Genomic DNA, 16,069 nt, shown 5'->3' on the forward strand with positions numbered 1-16,069 from the left:
TCATTGCTTCCAGGGAAAGATCTCCAGGGTGTCGCCATCCGTCAGGGCCACACTGTGATGGGCGTGGATGACCGGGGTGATGCGCAGGTCCAAGCGGGTCAGGTGTCGGCTCACCGGGCGGACATCATCGAGCAAGCGCTCCAGCTCCAGTACGGTGCCTTCGTCGATGCCACGGTCGCTGACGTCCACGGTGATCTCGAAGGTCCCCGGCACGCCAGCCGGGCTTCGCTGCCACCATTCGGTGACCTCGCTCAGCGCACCGATCGGCTCGACCACTTGGCGCAACGCGGTCAGCGTGCCTTTGCGCTGGTGCAGGACGAAGGACGTCGCTACCGCATTGCGCTTGGCCTCGTCGCTCCAGTCCGGGTCCCAGCGGTCCACCGAGCGCGTCCAGGCCAGGTAGGGCAGCAAGGCCGCCTCACAGCGTGCCGGATCGTTAAGCTCACGAAGCGGAACCGGCAGCTCGGCAGGCAATACATCACCCAGAGAGCGTTCCAGAGAACTCCTGTTTGGCGGCAGCAGGCGGCTACTCATCGACGCCTCCCAAGGTGATCGCGTACCCCGTGCAATAGGCCGCCTGGGTTTCATCCAGGACCACGTCGGCCGCAGGCTCCTGCAGTTCGACGCGCTGCACGCCTTCGACATGCAGGGTGGCGAACAGGGCCGAACGCCGGATGTCGCGGCCCAGGCGGCGCTGGGCGGAAATGTAGTCGCGCAGCGAAGCCTCGGCGGCGGCACGGATCAGCTCGGCCTCGGGGCCGGGAAACAGGTAGAGCTGCGCCTTGACCTGATAGGGAACGATTCCTGCCGAGCGCACCGTTACCCGATCCGCGACAGGACGCACGTCCTCCGCGTTCAGCGCCAGGCGCACTGCCTGCAACACCGTTTCCGGTGCCTGCCCGTTGCCTTCCACCCCGAGCACGCTGATCAGCACTTCGCAGGGCGCCGGACTGGTCGCAGAGGCATCCGCCACCCTTCCATCCGCGCCCAGCGCATGGGCTATATAGGCGTTCCGCGGTCCTGCGACGGATAGCTGCTCGAACGCGAGCTGGATGCGATTGCGCAGCGACTTGTCGCTCTCGTACTGCGCCTCCACCGGCGGTACCGCCTCGGGCTGAGCGGGCCTGATCAGCAAACGCTGCACATTGAAGCCGGCACCGATCTGGTCGAGATCGGCATCGCTGGCGTATGCCAGCATCACCGCCCGCGCCGCATCGTTGATCCGCGCCCGCAGCAGGAGTTCTCGATAGGCCGCCAGTTGCAGAAGTTTGAGAACCGGATCGGACTCCACCTCCGCTGTCCATTCGCCAGCCATGGCTTCGCGGAAGTCGCCCAACAGCTCTTGGTAAATCGTCTCGAAATCGAGGTTTTCGATAACCTCTGGCTCCGGCAACTGGGAAAGATCGATGATCACGCCGAGACCTCCATATTGATGTTCTCGCCCTCGAACACGCCGCTCAGGAGCAGATCCACGCGGCCATCGACGACCGCGACGACTCGCACGGCAGACAATGCGATGCGCGGTTCCCAGCGCCCCAGGGAACGGGCTACCTCGGCCTGCACGGCGCTTTTCCAGCCTTCGCTCACCGGCATGTCGACCATCCGCCGCAGCTTGCTGCCGTACTCGGGGCGCATGCACCTGCTGCCCAACGGGGTGGTCAGGATGTCCTCGACGGACTGTTTAAGATGAGCCAGGCCGGACAGGGGCAGCCCGCTACGGCGATCCATCCCGATCATCGCCCTGCCCTCCCGCTCCGGCAGAGACAGGCCGCGCCTGGCTCCGAATGGCTGTGAGTGTTGCCCATGGCGAACTCCGCAAACGAAAAGGCCCGCTCGCGCGGGCCGGTTGAATGTTCGACGGACCGCCCTTCGGCAGCCCCGTCGTATGTTCAATGGGTGTGGTGGTTGCTGTTGCCGGCGGTGTCGATGATCGAGCCGCCGCCGAGGATGTCTCCGCTGACCGTCAGTGTCCCGGCGATCTCCACCGGTCCTTCCAGGCTGATCTTCGGCGCCTTGAGACTGACCGCCCCGTCGCTGACCCGCACCTCGCTGGCGCCGACCCTCACTTCCACGGTGCCGCTGGGCAGCTCGACGCGGTAGCGATGCGCAGCCCAGTCGTAACTCAACGAGGCGCCGTCGTCGAAACGCCAGGTCTCACTGCTGGCGCTGTTGTCCGGCGCCGTGCCCGCATCGCCGTACAGACCGGGAATAAAGGTGCCCATTGACACTCCGCCCGACGGGCTGAGCAGTATCCCCTGTTCGCCTATGCTCGGCGCACGCCAGTGGCGAACCTTGCCGGCTGCCAGGGAGTGCCAGCGCAGCCAGCCGCTGGTCCAGTCGCCGGAGCGCACCCGTACCCGCGCCGCTGCCAGGTCCACGGCGACCACCACGCAGGGCAGGATCATCGCGGCGAGCATGCGGTCATGCTCCGCACTGACATAGCTCATGCCAACGCCTCCGGAGCGAAGTAGTCCGGCTCATGGCCGGGGCCGGTCTGCGGGTCGAAGCCCAGCATCAGGCTGCCCGGCGGCTGGTCCTCCCAGGCCCACTCCGGGTCTCCGAGACGCAGCGACTGCGTCCACTCGACCAGCCACACACGCAGGCTCTTCGGCTCATCGCGACTGCCGTCGACGGCCGAGCGTACGAAGCGCGCCGGTTCCAGAACCAGGTTCCAGGTCTGCTCGCGCAATGCCCGAACGATTCCGCAGGCAATGGATACCGCCTGGCGATCGGCACCAGGCGGCACCATTATCCGCGCCTGCAGGCGGCACAGCAGGGCGCTCTCGCCGGTACCGGGATCGCGCTCGGGCAGCAGCTCGGCTATCTCCAGGGAAACCGCCGGGGTATTTTCCGGCACGCCTGGCCAGAAGCCGATCACTTGCGCCTCCGGCAGACGCTCACGCAGTACCTGCTCGATGGCCGCGTACAGAGCCTCGAGCGTGACAGCCTGTTCAGGCATGGTTGACTCCTTCGATCAGTTTCAATGCGGGCCACGGTCGCCCGGCTGTTCCTCGGGCAGCTCGCAAACCCCCAGGCGTCGGGCGGCCCAGCGTTCGTAGAGACCGACGGCGATCTCCGCGCCGGCCGCGGCGGTCAGGCTGCCCAGCGCCGCGGCGAACAGCAGCGCGGCGCCGCAAGCCAACGCCAGCAGCATCACCGCCACGCCGCAGACGATCGACGCGCCGGAGCGCAGCGCCAGGCGCCGCAACAAGGCCCAGCCGCCGAGACCGGCCTTGTCGGCACGCCACATCTCGCCGCTGACGCCGCCCAGCGCGGCGAGCAGGATCAGTACCCAGAGCGGCATTTCCGTCAGTGTCTGCGGTTCGTTGCCCATGGGTCCCTCCTTGGCAGGCAGCGCCGGGCACGTCCGCACGAACGTTTTCCCGGGCAATAAAAAACCCGGCGCCAGGGCCGGGTTCCGGTGCTTCACGAGTGCCTCCCTGGGGACGCACCTTTACAAGAATGACTACTTTTTACCGCCCGATTCCCAGCCCGGCAATGCCTTCTCGACAATCCACTGCAATAGGCGGGAGACGCACCACGATATGAGGGTGATATACCGCCCTGGGAACCTTCTCCAGGCATCCGGGCAAGCACGTACCCACTTCCGATATGGAAAAGCCCGGCATCGACTGACGAAAAGAATGGCTCCGCCAGCCCGACCCCGCCTCTACCGTGCAGGGTCTGTGCATGGGACTCGCCGCCTCTATGGGCGACAGGCATAAAAAAACCGGCCCGAAGGCCGGTTGGAAAATTCCAGGGGGGACACGGTATCCGGTCCAGGAGCTCAGGCCGCCCGTCGCAGCAGGCCGTCCTGGATACCCTGGTGCGCCACATGCAGGCGCAGATAGAAGGTGTTGCGGCTGCAACCGCAGTGGCGGTACTTCTGCTCGGGGAAGCTGTCGCGATTGAGATAGTGCTCCACCACCACGTTCTTCAGTTCCTCGGGTAGGCGATTTACCAGGCGATCGACCTCCGCCACACGGTCGAGGATCACCCGGCTGCCACGGTGGCCGCGGACCACCTCGCCCTTGCTGGCGATCAGCATGGCGATCAGGTTGCCGCCGGCGTAGCCGCCTCCGTTGCTGCCTGGCGCGTGCATTTCCTCGGCCCAGAGCTTGAGCATTTCATCGATGGCTTTGATCACGGTCGTGTCTCCTTTCACTGCCCGCGAGGGCTCGGCATGAGATCGGTTCAACGGCGCTCGTGGCGGTCCTGGCAGTCGATGCAGCGGCTGCAACCCGGTGCCGCCCGGCGGCGCGCCTGGGGAATGGGCTCGCCGCAGTCCTCGCAGTCTTCCGCGGACTCGCGGATGGCCAGCGCCGGGCGCGCCGACAGGAGGCCGTCGAGGCGAGCCAGGACCAGTTCGTTGGCGTGATCGGCAAGGTCAGCCATGGAAAACCTCCCTGGCGTGCCCGACGCCCGACGGCCGAATGGATGGAACATGACAGATGCGCGGCGCCGGTTCGGCGACCTGCGTTCCTCTGCGCGGAAATGGCGAGTGCGTATCTCGCGACATGGCAATGACTCCCTGTACGATGCCGCCGTACCTGAAGCAGGTCGGCGACAGAATGAATGAGCGGGACGGAGCGTCTGCATGGACGGCGCTCCCACCCTCCAGGTGCCGGAGCGCTTTCCCGTGGCCCCGGCACCCAAGCAGTCGGCACCTGCATCGTCGGTCGCCGACAACCGGGTGCGTCCCTGCACCCATGTGAAATCTTTGAAAGGCGGGTGGGAAGTTGTGGAACTCACCCCTTCCGCTTTCTGACGGAAGAAAATTACAACCAAAGCTATTTATCGTCAACACCTAGGCTCTTTACAGAAAATCCATCGGTCTGTAGATTGCCGAACATGGACAAGAGCACCCAGATCCCGCCCGACAGCTTCGCCGCTCGCCTCAAGCAGGCCATGGCGATGCGCAACCTGAAGCAGGAAACCCTCGCCGAAGCGGCAGGGGTTTCGCAGAACACCATTCACAAGCTGACCTCGGGCAAGGCCCAGAGCACCCGCAAGCTGATCGAGATCGCGGCGGCCCTGGGCGTCTCGCCGGTCTGGCTGCAGACCGGCGAAGGCGCTCCAGCCGTGCGCAGTGCCGTGTCCGTGGCCGATGGCAGCCCATTGGTGCTGGAACCGCTGCATCCGTGGGACAGCGACACACCGCTGGACGAAGACGAAGTGGAGCTGCCGCTGTACAAGGAAGTAGAGATGTCCGCCGGCGCCGGACGCACTGCGGTACGCGAGATAGAGGGGCGCAAGCTGCGTTTTTCCTATGCCACGCTGCGTGCCTCGGGCGTCGATCCGTCGGCGGCGATCTGCGCCCAACTAACCGGCAACAGCATGGAACCGCTGATCATGGATGGCTCCACCATCGGCGTGGACACCGCCACCACCCATATCACCGATGGCGAGATCTACGCCCTCGAACACGACGGCATGCTGCGGGTGAAGTTCGTCTATCGCCTGCCCGGCGGCGGCATTCGCCTGCGCAGTTTCAACCGCGAGGAATATCCGGACGAGGAGTACTCGACGGAGGACATGCGCAGCCGCCAGATCAGCATGATCGGCTGGGTCTTCTGGTGGTCCACCGTACGCCACCGGCGCGGCCCGTCCCTGGTACGATGAGCGCCCGGCGCTCGCCCGTTCTACAACTTCAGCTATTGAACAGGAAAACAACCTGAGCTATATTTCCCTCAACGACGTGTAGCCGCAGGAGGGAATACCATGCAGCCATCCATCGCCCCTAGCACTCCGATTCCACGCCAGGAAACCGTGGAATTGGTCTACCGCATCTTCGGCGACGTCCTCGTGCCGCTGGAGCAGGTCCGCGAACGCTGGTTTCGCAACCTGAACAAGGAAAACTTCAGCAAGGCCCTGGCATGCGGGCGGATTGCCCTGCCAGTGACGACCCTCGACGATAGCCACAAGGCCATGCAGTTCGTGGCCCTCGATCACCTCGCCGCCTACGTCGACCAGCGCGCGAACCAAGCCGGAAGCGCCCGTCGAGCACAGCCAGGCGCTGACAGCATCGCATCCTGAGCGGCCCGCCGTTGCCAGCATCGTAGGGAGCGACACCATGCTCCGCCTGGCGGATATCGCGTGGTGATGTCCCCCCTACGAAAGCGCCTTCTGCGTGGGCAAGTAATGCCGAAGGCGTCATCCGCCAACCGGACATATCGATCACTTCACCTTGAGGCGGGTTCGGCGTCCTGCCCCCTGGCGGATATCGCGCCGCGATATTCGCCCTACGAAAGCGGTGCCGCGTAGGGCGAAGCCAATGCGTGGGTCCAGCCGGGCACAAAAAGGCGGATGACGCAAACGCCATCCGCCTTCTTTTCTTCCGCCTCGCGCCGTCTTATTCGACGCTCTGCTCGGCCAGCGCCACGGCGCGGAACATCGCCCGGCGCTTGTTGATGGTTTCTTCCCACTCCAGCGCCGGCACCGAGTCGGCAACGATACCGCCGCCGGCCTGCACGTGGAGTTCCCCGTTCTTGATCACCGCGGTGCGGATGGCAATGGCGGTGTCCATGTTGCCGTTCCATGCCAGGTAGCCGACCGCGCCGCCGTAGACTCCACGCTTGACCGGCTCCAACTCGTCGATGATCTCCATGGCGCGGATCTTCGGCGCGCCGGATAGAGTGCCCGCTGGCAGGATCGCCCGCAGCGCGTCCATCGCGCTGAGCCCCTCGCGCAATTGCCCAGTGACGTTGGACACGATGTGCATGACGTTGGAGTAACGTTCGATCACCATTTTTTCGGTGACCTTCACCGCGCCGATATCGGACACCCGCCCCACGTCGTTGCGCCCCAGGTCGATCAGCATCAGGTGCTCGGCGATCTCCTTGGCGTCCGACAGCAGATCCTGCTCCAGCGCCAGGTCGGCCTCTTCGTTGATCCCGCGCGGACGGGTACCGGCGATCGGGCGCACCGTGACCAGGCCGTCCTCGACCCGTACCAGCACCTCCGGCGAGCTACCCACGACATGGAAGTCGCCGAAGTTGAAGAAGTACATGTAGGGCGTCGGATTGAAACAGCGCAGCGCGCGGTACAGATCGATGGGCGCCGCCTTGAATTCGATGGACATGCGCTGCGACGGCACCACCTGCATGCAGTCGCCGGCCAGGATGTAGTCCTTGATCCTTCCTACCGCGTTTTCATAGTCCTCGCGGGTGAAGCTGGCACGAAACGCCGGCTCCCGGCCCTGGGCCGCCTCGAGGTCGAGGCCGCGACGCGGGGTGATCGGCTGGCGTAGACGCTCCAGCAGCTCCTCCAGACGTGCCTGGCCGCGCTCGTAGGCATTTTCCTCGGCGGGATCGGCGAGGACGATGGCGTGGATCTTCCCGGCCAGGTTGTCGAATACCACTACGGCATCGGACACCATCAACAGGATATCCGGGTTGCCCAGCGGGTCCGGGTTCGGACAGGTGGCCAGGCGCTTTTCCACGTAGCGCACGCAGTCGTAACCGAAGTAGCCGACCAGGCCTCCATCGAAACGTGGCAAGCCCGGCACGGTGGGCACCTGGTAGCGCGCCTTGAACTCCTCGACGAAAGCCAGCGGGTCGGCGCAATCGAAGCGCTCGGTTTCCACGCCATCGATGCTGATCCGCACTTGATGGTCGTATACCCGCAGCACCGTGCGGCACGGCAGGCCGATGATCGAATAGCGCCCCCATTTCTCGCCGCCCTGCACCGACTCCAGCAGGTAGGAGTTCGGCGCGTCGGCCAGCTTCAGGTAGATCGACAGCGGCGTGTCGAAGTCGGCAAGGGTCTCGAAGGACAGCGGGATGCGGTTGTAGCCATCGGCGGCCAGCCGCAGGAAATCTTCGCGATTCATGATCAGCCTCATCGGAGGAGAGAACGGTCAACAGAGTGCAAACGCGCGCCGGCTATCCGGCGGAGGATGATGTCAGGCGCGCCAGCGCCAACGCGCCAGGGCCTTGATGACCTTCATCCAGAGTTTGCTGACCGCCACGGCTTGATCTCGCTGGTCGGAGGGGGAAAGGGAGTCGTCCGGCAACACTATCTCAGCGGCCTGGTCGGCGCAAGGCAGCAGGTCGCGCAGGTTGTCGATGACCAGGGTGGGCGCTTCCTCGGCGATCGGCCGGCCGTGGTTGTAGCCATAGGTCAGCGCCGCGCAGCGCACGCCGGCAGCTTTGGCGGCGAGCACGTCGTTGCGCGAGTCACCGACGAACAACGCATCTTCGGGCTCGATGCCGGCCATCTTCATCACGAACAGCAGCGCCGCCGGGTCGGGCTTCTGCTGCGGCAGGGTGTCGCCGCCGATGATCCAGCGAAAATAGCGACCCAGCTTCATCTCATCCAGCAGCGGAGCGACGAAGCGCTCCGGCTTGTTGGTGATCAGCGCCATTTCCACGCCGTTGCGCTTGAGCCACTTGAGGGTGTCGACGACGCCGGGGTAGACCTCGGTGAGCGCATGACTGTCGGCATAGGCCTCCATGAACAACGCCAGAGCGGCTTCGGTTTCCTCCTCACCGATGCCGTCGTGCTCGATGCTTCCGGCCAGGGCGCGACGCACCAGCACGCGCGCGCCGTTACCGATCCACTGGCGGACCTTCTCGATGCCCGCCGGCGGCCGCCCGAGGCTGGCGAGCATGCTGTCGACCGCGGCGGTGAGGTCGGGAACGGAATCGACCAGCGTGCCATCCAGGTCGAACATCACCAGACGCGGCAGGCGCGTGGCGAAGAACGGCTCCGCAGCGCTCATTACGGGTGCGCCTGGGCCAGTTCGGCATGCATGGCGCGGATGACCTCGGCGTAGTCCGGGGCATTGAAGATGGCCGAGCCGGCGACGAAGGTATCGGCGCCCGCCGCGGCGATCTCACGGATGTTCTTGACGTTGACGCCGCCATCGATCTCCAGGCGGATCTCGCGACCGGAGGCATCGATCAGGGCGCGTGCCTCGCGCAACTTGCCGAGGGTACCGGGGATGAATTTCTGCCCGCCGAAGCCGGGGTTGACGCTCATCAGCAGGACCATGTCGACCTTGTCCATCACATACTTCAGCACCTCCAGCGGAGTGGCCGGGTTGAACACCAGGCCCGCCTTGCAACCGCCGTCGCGGATCAGTTGCAGGGAACGGTCGATGTGCTGGGAGGCTTCCGGATGGAAGGTGATGTAGGTGGCGCCAGCTTCGATGAAGTCGCCGATGATGCGATCCACCGGGGACACCATCAGGTGCACGTCGATCGGCGCGCTCACGCCGTACTTGCGCAGCGCCGAGCAGACCATCGGGCCGATGGTCAGGTTCGGCACGTAGTGGTTGTCCATCACGTCGAAGTGAACGATGTCGGCACCGGCGGCGAGCACCTTGTCCACGTCCTCGCCCAGGCGGGCGAAATCGGCGGAAAGGATCGACGGAGCGATGGCGAAGGGTTGCATGGCGCACCTCAAAGGGGATCACGGAAGGCGCGCATTGTAGCCGTTATCGGTTTTTGGCGGTGAAAATGACGACTTTTCGCCGCAGCAGCCGACGCCCGGACCAAGCCGGGCGCGCCCTGCGCCTCAGGCGCCGGGTTGTGCGGTACGCATCTTCTCGCTGCGCCCGCGCAGCCATTCCAGGGTCAGCAACAGCAGTACGGAGAAACCGATCAGCAAGGTCGCCGCGGCGGCAATGGTGGGGCTCAGGTTCTCGCGAATTCCGCTGAACATCTGCCGCGGCAGGGTGGCCTGCTCGGGGCCGGCGAGGAAGAGGGTCACTACCACTTCGTCGAACGAGGTGGCGAAGGCGAACAGCGCGCCGGAAATCACCCCCGGAGCGATCAGCGGCAGGGTCACCCGGAAGAAGGTGGTCAGCGGCGGCGCGCCGAGGCTGGCGGCGGCGCGTACCAGGTTGTAGTTGAACCCCTGCAGGGTCGCGGAGACGGTGATGATCACGAACGGCACGCCGAGCACCGCATGCACCACGATCAGCGACAGGTAGCTGTTGCCGAGCCCCAGCGGAGCGAAGAAGAGGTAGCTGGCCACGCCGATGATCACCACCGGCACCACCATCGGCGAAATCATCAGGCTCATCACCAGTGCCTTGCCGCGGAACTCGCCGCGGGTCAGGCCGATCGCTGCCAGAGTGCCGAAGACCATTGCCAGCAGGGTCGCCGCCGGAGCGACGATCATGCTGTTGGTCAACGAGCGCATCCACTCGGCGGACTGGAAGAAGTCGGCGTACCAGCGCAGGGAGAACCCTTGCAGCGGGTAGACCAGGAAGGTACCGGAGTTGAACGACAGCGGCACGATGACCAGCACCGGCAGTACCAGGAACAGCAGCACCAGCCCGCAGAGGATGCGCAGGGAGTAGAACCACAGGCGCTCGACCGGGGACATGTAGGGACTCAGCATGACTCGCTCTCCAATGTGTTTCGTGCGGATCCCCCTCTCCCCGCCCTCCGGGCAACCTTTTTTCCGAAGGGAGAGGGGAATCGGTTGGCCTTCTCGGAAGGCCCTCTATCCCAGGCGCAGGCGGCTGGCGCCCACCAGCCAGCTGTAGACGACGTAGAGCACCAGGGTAGCGAGCAGCAGCAGGCCGCCGAGGGCGGTGGCCATGCCCCAGTTGATGGTGCTGTTGGTATAGAAGGCGACGAAGTAGCTGACCATCTGGTCGTTCGGGCTGCCCAGCAGCGCCGGGGTGATGTAGTAGCCGATGGACAGGATGAACACCAGCAGGCAACCGGCGCCGACGCCCGCGACGGTCTGTGGGAAATACACCCGCCAGAAGCTGGCGAACGGGTGGCAGCCGAGGGAAATCGCGGCGCGCATGTAGCTCGGCGAAATGCCCTTCATCACGCTGTAGATCGGCAGGATCATGAACGGCAGCATGATGTGCACCATCGCGATGTATACGCCGGTGCGGTTGAACACCAGTTGCAGCGGCTGGTCGATCAGGCCGAGCTTGAGCAGCGCGCCGTTGATCAGGCCACCCGATTGCAGCAGGACGATCCAGGCGGCGACACGTACCAGGATCGAGGTCCAGAACGGCAGCAGGACCAGGATCATCAGCAGGTTGCTCTTGCGCGTCGGCAGGTTGGCCAGCAGGTAGGCCAGCGGGTAGGCCAGCAGCAGGCAGATGACGGTGATCACCGCGCCCATCCAGAAGGTGCGGGCGAAGATATCCAGGTAGATGGCCTGGTCCGGGGTGGCGCGCGCCACTTCGCCGAGATCGTCGATCCGGTGGTCGAGGGCCGCGAGCAGGTAATAGGGCGTATAGCTGCTGGCGTTGCGGCGGATCACCTGCCAGTAGGCGGGGTCGCCCCAGCGCTCGTCGAGCTGTTCCATGGCGTCCTTGTAGGAAGCGGGCTCCTCCTTGAACGGCAGCTTGCGCGCGGTCTTCGCCATCAGGCTGCGATAGCCGGCCAGTTCCATGTTCAGGCGCTTGGAGAGATCGCCGATGGTCTGGTTGCGACGAGCCTCGGCGAGATCCTGGCTGAGCGCCTTGTAGACGGCGTCGGCCGGCAGCGACTTGCCGTCCCAGGCGGAGATGGCTTCTACCGTCAGCGGCAACGAGCGAACCACTTCCGGGTTGGACACGCTCTTGTAGAGCAGGGCGGCGATCGGCACCAGGAAGGTCAGGACCAGGAAGGCCAGCAGGGGCAGGATCAGCGCCTGGGACTTCAGGCGGTTCATCCGCTCGGCGCGCGCCAGGCGTTGCTTGAGGGTGCTGCCGGCGGCCTGGGACATGGGCACAGCTGTGGCCATAGCGAACTCCGGAAAAAAAGCGGGCCGTCGGGAGCGACCCTGGAAAGTGTGGAACGGTAGGAGGAGCCGCCGCGCGGCGGCCCCTCCGGCCCTCTCTGGAGGGTCAGGCGAGGATTACCTGGCCGCCCAGGCGTTGAAGCGCTGTTCCAGTTGTTCGCCGTAGTCGGCCCAGAAGGTCACGTCCATTGCCACCTGGTTCTGGATGTTTTCCGGAGTGGTCGGCATGTCCTTCAGCAGGGCCTTGTCCAGCAGCGGCACCGCCTGCTTGTTGGCCGGACCGTAGGCGATGTTTTCCGAATAGGTCTTCTGCTGCTGGGGCTGCACCGAGAAGGCGATGAACTTCAGGGTCTCTTCCCGTTTCTTCGCCCCCTTCGGGATGGCCCAGGCGTCGAAATCGTAGATGCCGCCGTTCCATACCACCTTCAGGTTGCTTTCCTTCTGCACCGCGGCGATCCGGCCGTTGTAGGCAGAACTCATCACCACGTCGCCGGAAGCCAGGTACTGCGGCGGCTGGGCGCCCGCCTCCCACCACTGGATGCTCGACTTGATCTCGTCGAGCTTCTTGAAGGCGCGATCCTGGCCTTCCTTGGTGGCGAGCACGCCGTAGACGTCCTTCGGCGCCACGCCGTCGGCCATCAGGGCGAATTCGAGGGTGTACTTGGCGCCCTTGCGCAGGCCGCGCTTGCCGGGGAATTTCTTGATGTCCCAGAAGTCCGCCCAACTGGTCGGCGCGTTTTTCAGCTTGTCGGCGTTGTAGGCGAGCACCGTGGACCAGACGAAGAAACCCACGCCGCACGGTTGGATGGCGCCGGGCACGAAGTCCTCGGTCTTGCCGAACTGCGCCGGGTCGAGTTCCTCGAACAGGCCTTCGTCGCAGCCGCGCGACAGCTCCGGCGACTCCACTTCCACCAGGTCCCAGGACACGCTGTTGGTGTCGACCATGGCCTTGACCTTGGCCATCTCGCCGTTGTATTCGCCGGCGACGATCCTGTTGCCGGTGGCTTTCTGGTAGGGCTCGTAGAACGCCTTGATCTGGGCGCTCTTGTTGGCCCCGCCGAAGGACACCACGGTCAGGTCCACCGCCATGGCCTGGGCCGCGCAGGCCAGGCCGGCCGCCAGGGTGGCGAACTTCAGGCTGGCCGCTTTCAGGGATTTCGACATTATTGTTCTCTCCACAGTGCAGGGTTGCTTCGGTACGGATCGGGACTGCCGGCGCTCACGCCGCCGGCAGAGGGTCGAGCGCCCTCACATGCTCGACCTGCCAGCCCAGCGGAACCACATCACCGACGCTCAGCGTCGGGTCCAGCTCGGCGATCGGCTGCTTGACGAAGAAGTCGTCGCGGCCGCAGACCTCCAGGCGCACACGCACGTGGTCGCCCAGGTAGACGAACTCGGCCACGCGGCCGGAGAAACGGTTGACGCAAGACTCGCTGGCACCGTTCAGGCGCACCCGCTCGGGGCGGATCGACAAGGTCACCGGCTCGCCCGGCTGGCCGACGTTGACCGCCAGCGCCTCGACCTTCTCGCCGCGCGGCAGCCCGACCACGCAGCGCTCGCCGTCGCAACTGAGCAACTGCCCGGATAGACGGTTGTTCTCGCCGATGAAGTTGGCCACGAAGGTGTTGCGCGGCTGCTCGTAGAGATTGCGCGGCGGCTCGATCTGCTGGATTTCGCCCTGGTGGAACACCGCCACCCGGTCGGACATGGTCAGCGCCTCGCCCTGGTCGTGGGTGACGTAGACCACGGTGACGCCGAGGCGCTGGTGCAGATGCTTGATTTCCATCTGCATGTGCTCGCGAAGTTGCTTGTCCAGCGCTCCCAGGGGCTCGTCCATCAGCACCAGTTGCGGCTCGAAGACCAGCGCGCGGGCCAGCGCCACGCGCTGCTGCTGGCCACCGGAAAGCTGCGCCGGATAACGCCCGGCAAAGGCGTCGAGCTGGACCATCGACAACGCGCGCTTGACCCTTTCCTTCACGTCGGTCTTGCTCATGCCGCGGACGCTGAGGGGAAAGGCCAGGTTCTCGGCCACGGTCATGTGCGGGAACAGCGCATAGTTCTGGAACACCATGCCGATGTCGCGCTTGTGCGGAGGGACATTGTTGATCGAGCGACCGGCCAGGAGGATTTCGCCGGCGGTGGGGGTTTCGAAACCGGCCAGCATCATCAGGCTGGTGGTCTTGCCGGACCCGGAGGGGCCGAGCAGGGTGAGGAATTCGCCCTTGCGAATGTCCAGGTTGAGATCCTTCACGATGAGGGTCTCGCCGTCGTAGCTCTTCTGCACGCCACGGAAGCTGACCAGTACATCGCCGCCTTGAGTCTCGGCCATAACCGCACCTTTGTTCGTTTTATGGATGCTGTGCGAACAGCCTAGAGAACCCGGCGCAGGACGCAAATCGGCCGGCAAGAGAGTTTTCTATCAGGGGAAAGGAAAGCTCTTTGTAGGAATCGCCCTACAAAAAAGATGCACCCCGGAATGGGTCCGACCGCTCTGGGAAGGGGCTTTCGAGAAAGGCAAAGGTTTGCGCGCCAGCGCTCTCCGGCTGGCGCGCAACGGCCTCCTCAGCGCTTGGCCCAGTTCTGGAAACGCTGCTCCAGGGCCTCGCCGTGCTCCGCCCAGAAGGCCACGTTCATACCCACCGCGTTCTGCATGTTCTGTGGCGCGGTCGGCAGGTTGGCAGCCACTTGCGGATCGAGCAGGCCTACCGCCTTGCGGTTGGCCGGGCCGTAGGCGATGTTCTCGGCGAAAGCCTTCTGCTGCTCCGGCTGGCTGGCGAAACGGATGAACTCCTCGGCCAACTGCTTCTTCCAAACCCCGACCGGCAGCGCCCAGAAGTCGAAATCGTAGACGCCGCCGCTCCAGACCATTGCCAGGCGCTGCTTCTCGGCCTGCGCCGCGGCGATCCGCCCGTTGTAGGCCGAACTCATCACCACCGTGCCATCGGCCAGGTCGCGCACAGGGTCCTGCCCGGACTTCCACCAATGGATATAGGGCTTCAGCTCGTCGAGCTTGCGGAACGCCCGCTCGACGCCGGCGGGCGTCGCCAGCGTCTGGTAGACGTCCTTCGGCGCCACGCCATCGGCCATCAGGGCGAACTCCAGGCTGTACTTGGCGCCCCAGCGCAGGCCGCGCTTGCCGGGAAACTTCTTCACGTCCCAGAAATCCGCCCAGCCCTGCGGGCTGCCCGCAACCTTGCCGGGGTTGTAGGCAAGCAGCGTGGTCCAGACGAAGATGCCGACTCCGCAGGGCTGCACCGCGCCGGGAACGAAATCCGCGGGATCGCCGACCTTCGCCATGTCCAGCTTCTCGAACAGACCTTCCTCGCAACCGCGCGCCAGCTCCGGCGCCTCGACTTCCACCACGTCCCAGGAGACGTGGCTGATCTCCACCATGCGCTTGAGCTTGGCCAGGTCGCCATTGTAGGAGCCATGCACCACACGATTGCCGGTGGCGCTCTTGAAGGGTTTGTAGAACGCGGTTTCCTGGGCTTCCTTGTTGGCGCCGCCGAAGGAAATCACGGTCACGTATTCCGCCCAGGCGGGCGCGGTAACTCCGAGAAGGGCGCACAACAGGCCCGTCCTCATGGCTGGCAACATCGTTTCTTCTCCTTATCGTGTTGGCCGGCGAGCATCATTCCCTGCCGCGCGGAAGCCAGGTAGACAGCAGATCGCGAAAACCGGACCTGGCGCACAAGCCGCGAGCAAAACCTGGGCGAACGCCCCTGTCAGAGCAGGCGGTGCTCCATCGCGTAGCGCACCAGGTCGGCTACCGAATGCGCGTTGAGCTTCTGCATCAGGCGTGCCTTGTGGGTACTGATGGTCTTGTTGCTGACCGCCAGTTGCTGGGCGATCTCGTTGACGTTGGCGCCCTGCACCAGCCGCTCGAACACCGAGAACTCGCGCTCGGAGAGCAGCGCATGGGGCGGACGCGAATCGGTCAGGCCGACCTCGAAGACCATCCGATCGGCAAGGTCCGGGTCGATGTAGCGTCCGCCGCCGGCGACCCTGCGGATCGCGGTGAGCAGCAATGCCGGATCGCTGTCCTTGGTGGCATAGCCGGCAGCACCTATCTTCAGGGCGCGGGCGGCCATCTGCGCCTCGTCGTGCATCGACAGCACCAGGATCGCCGGCGGCTCGTTCAGCGCGCGAATCCGCGGAATCGCCTCGAGGCCATTGACGCCGGGCATGGAGATATCCAGCAGGACCACCTCGCAAGGCGTTCCGCGCAGGGTTTCCAGCAACTGCTCGCCATTGGTGGCCTCGCCGACCACCTGCAGGTCCTTGGCCATGCCGATCAGTTGCTTGATGCCTTCCCTGACGATCGTGTGGTCTTCAGCGACCAGGACTCGGATCACCACTCTTTGCTGCC

The 16,069-nt window shown here is 65.0% G+C and carries 19 protein-coding genes; 2 read left to right on the top strand and 17 right to left on the bottom strand.

Annotation, left to right across the window (positions count from 1 at the left end; translation table 11 throughout):
- The 8 genes from HMPREF2886_RS12120 to HMPREF2886_RS12155 form a co-directional block, all read right to left on the bottom strand.
- Positions 1-534 (bottom strand): phage tail protein I, encoded by a 534-nt coding sequence (locus HMPREF2886_RS12120; protein ID WP_033977958.1) that lies wholly within the window; start codon positions 532-534, stop codon positions 1-3.
- Complete coding sequence (locus tag HMPREF2886_RS12125; RefSeq protein WP_070747427.1) at positions 527-1,414, bottom strand: baseplate assembly protein; 888 nt, start codon at positions 1,412-1,414, stop codon at positions 527-529. The genes HMPREF2886_RS12120 and HMPREF2886_RS12125 overlap by 8 nt, the downstream gene beginning before the upstream one ends.
- Positions 1,411-1,737 (bottom strand): GPW/gp25 family protein, encoded by a 327-nt coding sequence (locus HMPREF2886_RS12130; RefSeq protein WP_033977959.1) that lies wholly within the window; start codon positions 1,735-1,737, stop codon positions 1,411-1,413. Before HMPREF2886_RS12130 ends, HMPREF2886_RS12125 begins: the two co-directional genes overlap by 4 nt.
- 152 nt (positions 1,738-1,889) lie before the next feature.
- A complete protein-coding gene (locus HMPREF2886_RS12135; RefSeq protein WP_003121844.1) occupies positions 1,890-2,447 on the bottom strand; it encodes a phage baseplate assembly protein V in 558 nt (185 codons plus the stop codon).
- The gene (locus tag HMPREF2886_RS12140; protein WP_033977962.1) at positions 2,444-2,959 is read right to left on the bottom strand and encodes a hypothetical protein; all 516 of its coding nucleotides are present in this window, start codon (positions 2,957-2,959) and stop codon (positions 2,444-2,446) included. Before HMPREF2886_RS12140 ends, HMPREF2886_RS12135 begins: the two co-directional genes overlap by 4 nt.
- A gap of 21 nt (positions 2,960-2,980) precedes the next feature.
- A complete protein-coding gene (locus HMPREF2886_RS12145) occupies positions 2,981-3,334 on the bottom strand; it encodes a phage holin family protein (protein ID WP_033977965.1) in 354 nt (117 codons plus the stop codon).
- 453 nt (positions 3,335-3,787) lie between these two features.
- Positions 3,788-4,147: a PA0613 family protein gene (locus tag HMPREF2886_RS12150; protein ID WP_003459419.1), complete on the bottom strand. Its 360-nt coding sequence runs from the start codon at positions 4,145-4,147 to the stop codon at positions 3,788-3,790.
- 47 nt (positions 4,148-4,194) lie between these two features.
- The gene (locus HMPREF2886_RS12155; protein WP_033972883.1) at positions 4,195-4,395 is read right to left on the bottom strand and encodes a TraR/DksA C4-type zinc finger protein; all 201 of its coding nucleotides are present in this window, start codon (positions 4,393-4,395) and stop codon (positions 4,195-4,197) included.
- A 456-nt stretch (positions 4,396-4,851) separates the two neighbouring features.
- On the opposite strand from HMPREF2886_RS12155, the gene prtR reads away from it, so the two are divergent.
- Positions 4,852-5,622, top strand: coding sequence for a transcriptional regulator PrtR (gene prtR / locus HMPREF2886_RS12160; RefSeq protein ID WP_070747429.1), 771 nt, complete (start codon positions 4,852-4,854; stop codon positions 5,620-5,622).
- A 99-nt stretch (positions 5,623-5,721) separates the two neighbouring features.
- Entirely contained in the window at positions 5,722-6,036 is a 315-nt protein-coding gene (gene prtN / locus HMPREF2886_RS12165) for a pyocin genes transcriptional regulator PrtN (protein WP_003113203.1), read from the top strand.
- Positions 6,037-6,352: 316 nt separating this feature from the next.
- On the opposite strand, the gene trpE is transcribed toward prtN, so the two are convergent.
- From trpE to HMPREF2886_RS12210, 9 genes are all read right to left on the bottom strand, one after another.
- Positions 6,353-7,831 carry an anthranilate synthase component I gene (gene trpE / locus HMPREF2886_RS12170; protein WP_058017980.1) on the bottom strand — a complete coding sequence of 493 codons (1,479 nt, stop codon included), beginning with the start codon at positions 7,829-7,831 and terminating at the stop codon, positions 6,353-6,355.
- Positions 7,832-7,903: 72 nt separating this feature from the next.
- Positions 7,904-8,722, bottom strand: a complete 819-nt coding sequence (locus HMPREF2886_RS12175) for a phosphoglycolate phosphatase (RefSeq protein ID WP_003099532.1) — start codon at positions 8,720-8,722, stop codon at positions 7,904-7,906.
- Positions 8,722-9,396, bottom strand: a complete 675-nt coding sequence (gene rpe, locus HMPREF2886_RS12180) for a ribulose-phosphate 3-epimerase (protein WP_033972880.1) — start codon at positions 9,394-9,396, stop codon at positions 8,722-8,724. Before rpe ends, HMPREF2886_RS12175 begins: the two co-directional genes overlap by 1 nt.
- 123 nt (positions 9,397-9,519) lie before the next feature.
- The gene (locus HMPREF2886_RS12185) at positions 9,520-10,350 is read right to left on the bottom strand and encodes an ABC transporter permease (RefSeq protein ID WP_003085119.1); all 831 of its coding nucleotides are present in this window, start codon (positions 10,348-10,350) and stop codon (positions 9,520-9,522) included.
- Between the two features lie 105 nt (positions 10,351-10,455).
- Positions 10,456-11,703 carry an ABC transporter permease gene (locus HMPREF2886_RS12190; protein ID WP_003109044.1) on the bottom strand — a complete coding sequence of 416 codons (1,248 nt, stop codon included), beginning with the start codon at positions 11,701-11,703 and terminating at the stop codon, positions 10,456-10,458.
- A gap of 114 nt (positions 11,704-11,817) precedes the next feature.
- Positions 11,818-12,864, bottom strand: coding sequence for an ABC transporter substrate-binding protein (locus HMPREF2886_RS12195; RefSeq protein WP_033977971.1), 1,047 nt, complete (start codon positions 12,862-12,864; stop codon positions 11,818-11,820).
- A 55-nt stretch (positions 12,865-12,919) separates the two neighbouring features.
- Positions 12,920-14,029 (bottom strand): ABC transporter ATP-binding protein, encoded by a 1,110-nt coding sequence (locus tag HMPREF2886_RS12200; protein ID WP_003085109.1) that lies wholly within the window; start codon positions 14,027-14,029, stop codon positions 12,920-12,922.
- 233 nt (positions 14,030-14,262) lie between these two features.
- Positions 14,263-15,297 (bottom strand): polyamine ABC transporter substrate-binding protein, encoded by a 1,035-nt coding sequence (locus HMPREF2886_RS12205; protein ID WP_003085106.1) that lies wholly within the window; start codon positions 15,295-15,297, stop codon positions 14,263-14,265.
- A 128-nt stretch (positions 15,298-15,425) separates the two neighbouring features.
- Positions 15,426-16,058: a response regulator gene (locus HMPREF2886_RS12210; RefSeq protein WP_003085103.1), complete on the bottom strand. Its 633-nt coding sequence runs from the start codon at positions 16,056-16,058 to the stop codon at positions 15,426-15,428.
- Positions 16,059-16,069: the final 11 nt, after the last annotated feature.

This window comes from Pseudomonas sp. HMSC066A08 (assembly GCF_001813025.1).
In the GTDB taxonomy this organism is placed as follows: Bacteria; Pseudomonadota; Gammaproteobacteria; order Pseudomonadales; family Pseudomonadaceae; genus Pseudomonas; species Pseudomonas aeruginosa.

Bases quoted from the DNA above. Each gene is read 5' to 3' on its own strand.
- rpe (WP_033972880.1), bottom strand. From the start codon at position 9,396: ATGCAACCCTTCGCCATCGCTCCGTCGATCCTTTCCGCCGATTTCGCC.
- prtR (WP_070747429.1), top strand. From the start codon at position 4,852: ATGGACAAGAGCACCCAGATCCCGCCCGACAGCTTCGCCGCTCGCCTC.
- HMPREF2886_RS12195 (WP_033977971.1), bottom strand. From the start codon at position 12,864: ATGTCGAAATCCCTGAAAGCGGCCAGCCTGAAGTTCGCCACCCTGGCG.
- HMPREF2886_RS12135 (WP_003121844.1), bottom strand. From the start codon at position 2,447: ATGAGCTATGTCAGTGCGGAGCATGACCGCATGCTCGCCGCGATGATC.
- prtN (WP_003113203.1), top strand. From the start codon at position 5,722: ATGCAGCCATCCATCGCCCCTAGCACTCCGATTCCACGCCAGGAAACC.
- HMPREF2886_RS12140 (WP_033977962.1), bottom strand. From the start codon at position 2,959: ATGCCTGAACAGGCTGTCACGCTCGAGGCTCTGTACGCGGCCATCGAG.
- HMPREF2886_RS12190 (WP_003109044.1), bottom strand. From the start codon at position 11,703: ATGGCCACAGCTGTGCCCATGTCCCAGGCCGCCGGCAGCACCCTCAAG.
- HMPREF2886_RS12155 (WP_033972883.1), bottom strand. From the start codon at position 4,395: ATGGCTGACCTTGCCGATCACGCCAACGAACTGGTCCTGGCTCGCCTC.
- trpE (WP_058017980.1), bottom strand. From the start codon at position 7,831: ATGAATCGCGAAGATTTCCTGCGGCTGGCCGCCGATGGCTACAACCGC.
- HMPREF2886_RS12200 (WP_003085109.1), bottom strand. From the start codon at position 14,029: ATGGCCGAGACTCAAGGCGGCGATGTACTGGTCAGCTTCCGTGGCGTG.
- HMPREF2886_RS12185 (WP_003085119.1), bottom strand. From the start codon at position 10,350: ATGCTGAGTCCCTACATGTCCCCGGTCGAGCGCCTGTGGTTCTACTCC.
- HMPREF2886_RS12130 (WP_033977959.1), bottom strand. From the start codon at position 1,737: ATGATCGGGATGGATCGCCGTAGCGGGCTGCCCCTGTCCGGCCTGGCT.
- HMPREF2886_RS12120 (WP_033977958.1), bottom strand. From the start codon at position 534: ATGAGTAGCCGCCTGCTGCCGCCAAACAGGAGTTCTCTGGAACGCTCT.
- HMPREF2886_RS12205 (WP_003085106.1), bottom strand. From the start codon at position 15,297: ATGTTGCCAGCCATGAGGACGGGCCTGTTGTGCGCCCTTCTCGGAGTT.
- HMPREF2886_RS12175 (WP_003099532.1), bottom strand. From the start codon at position 8,722: ATGAGCGCTGCGGAGCCGTTCTTCGCCACGCGCCTGCCGCGTCTGGTG.
- HMPREF2886_RS12145 (WP_033977965.1), bottom strand. From the start codon at position 3,334: ATGGGCAACGAACCGCAGACACTGACGGAAATGCCGCTCTGGGTACTG.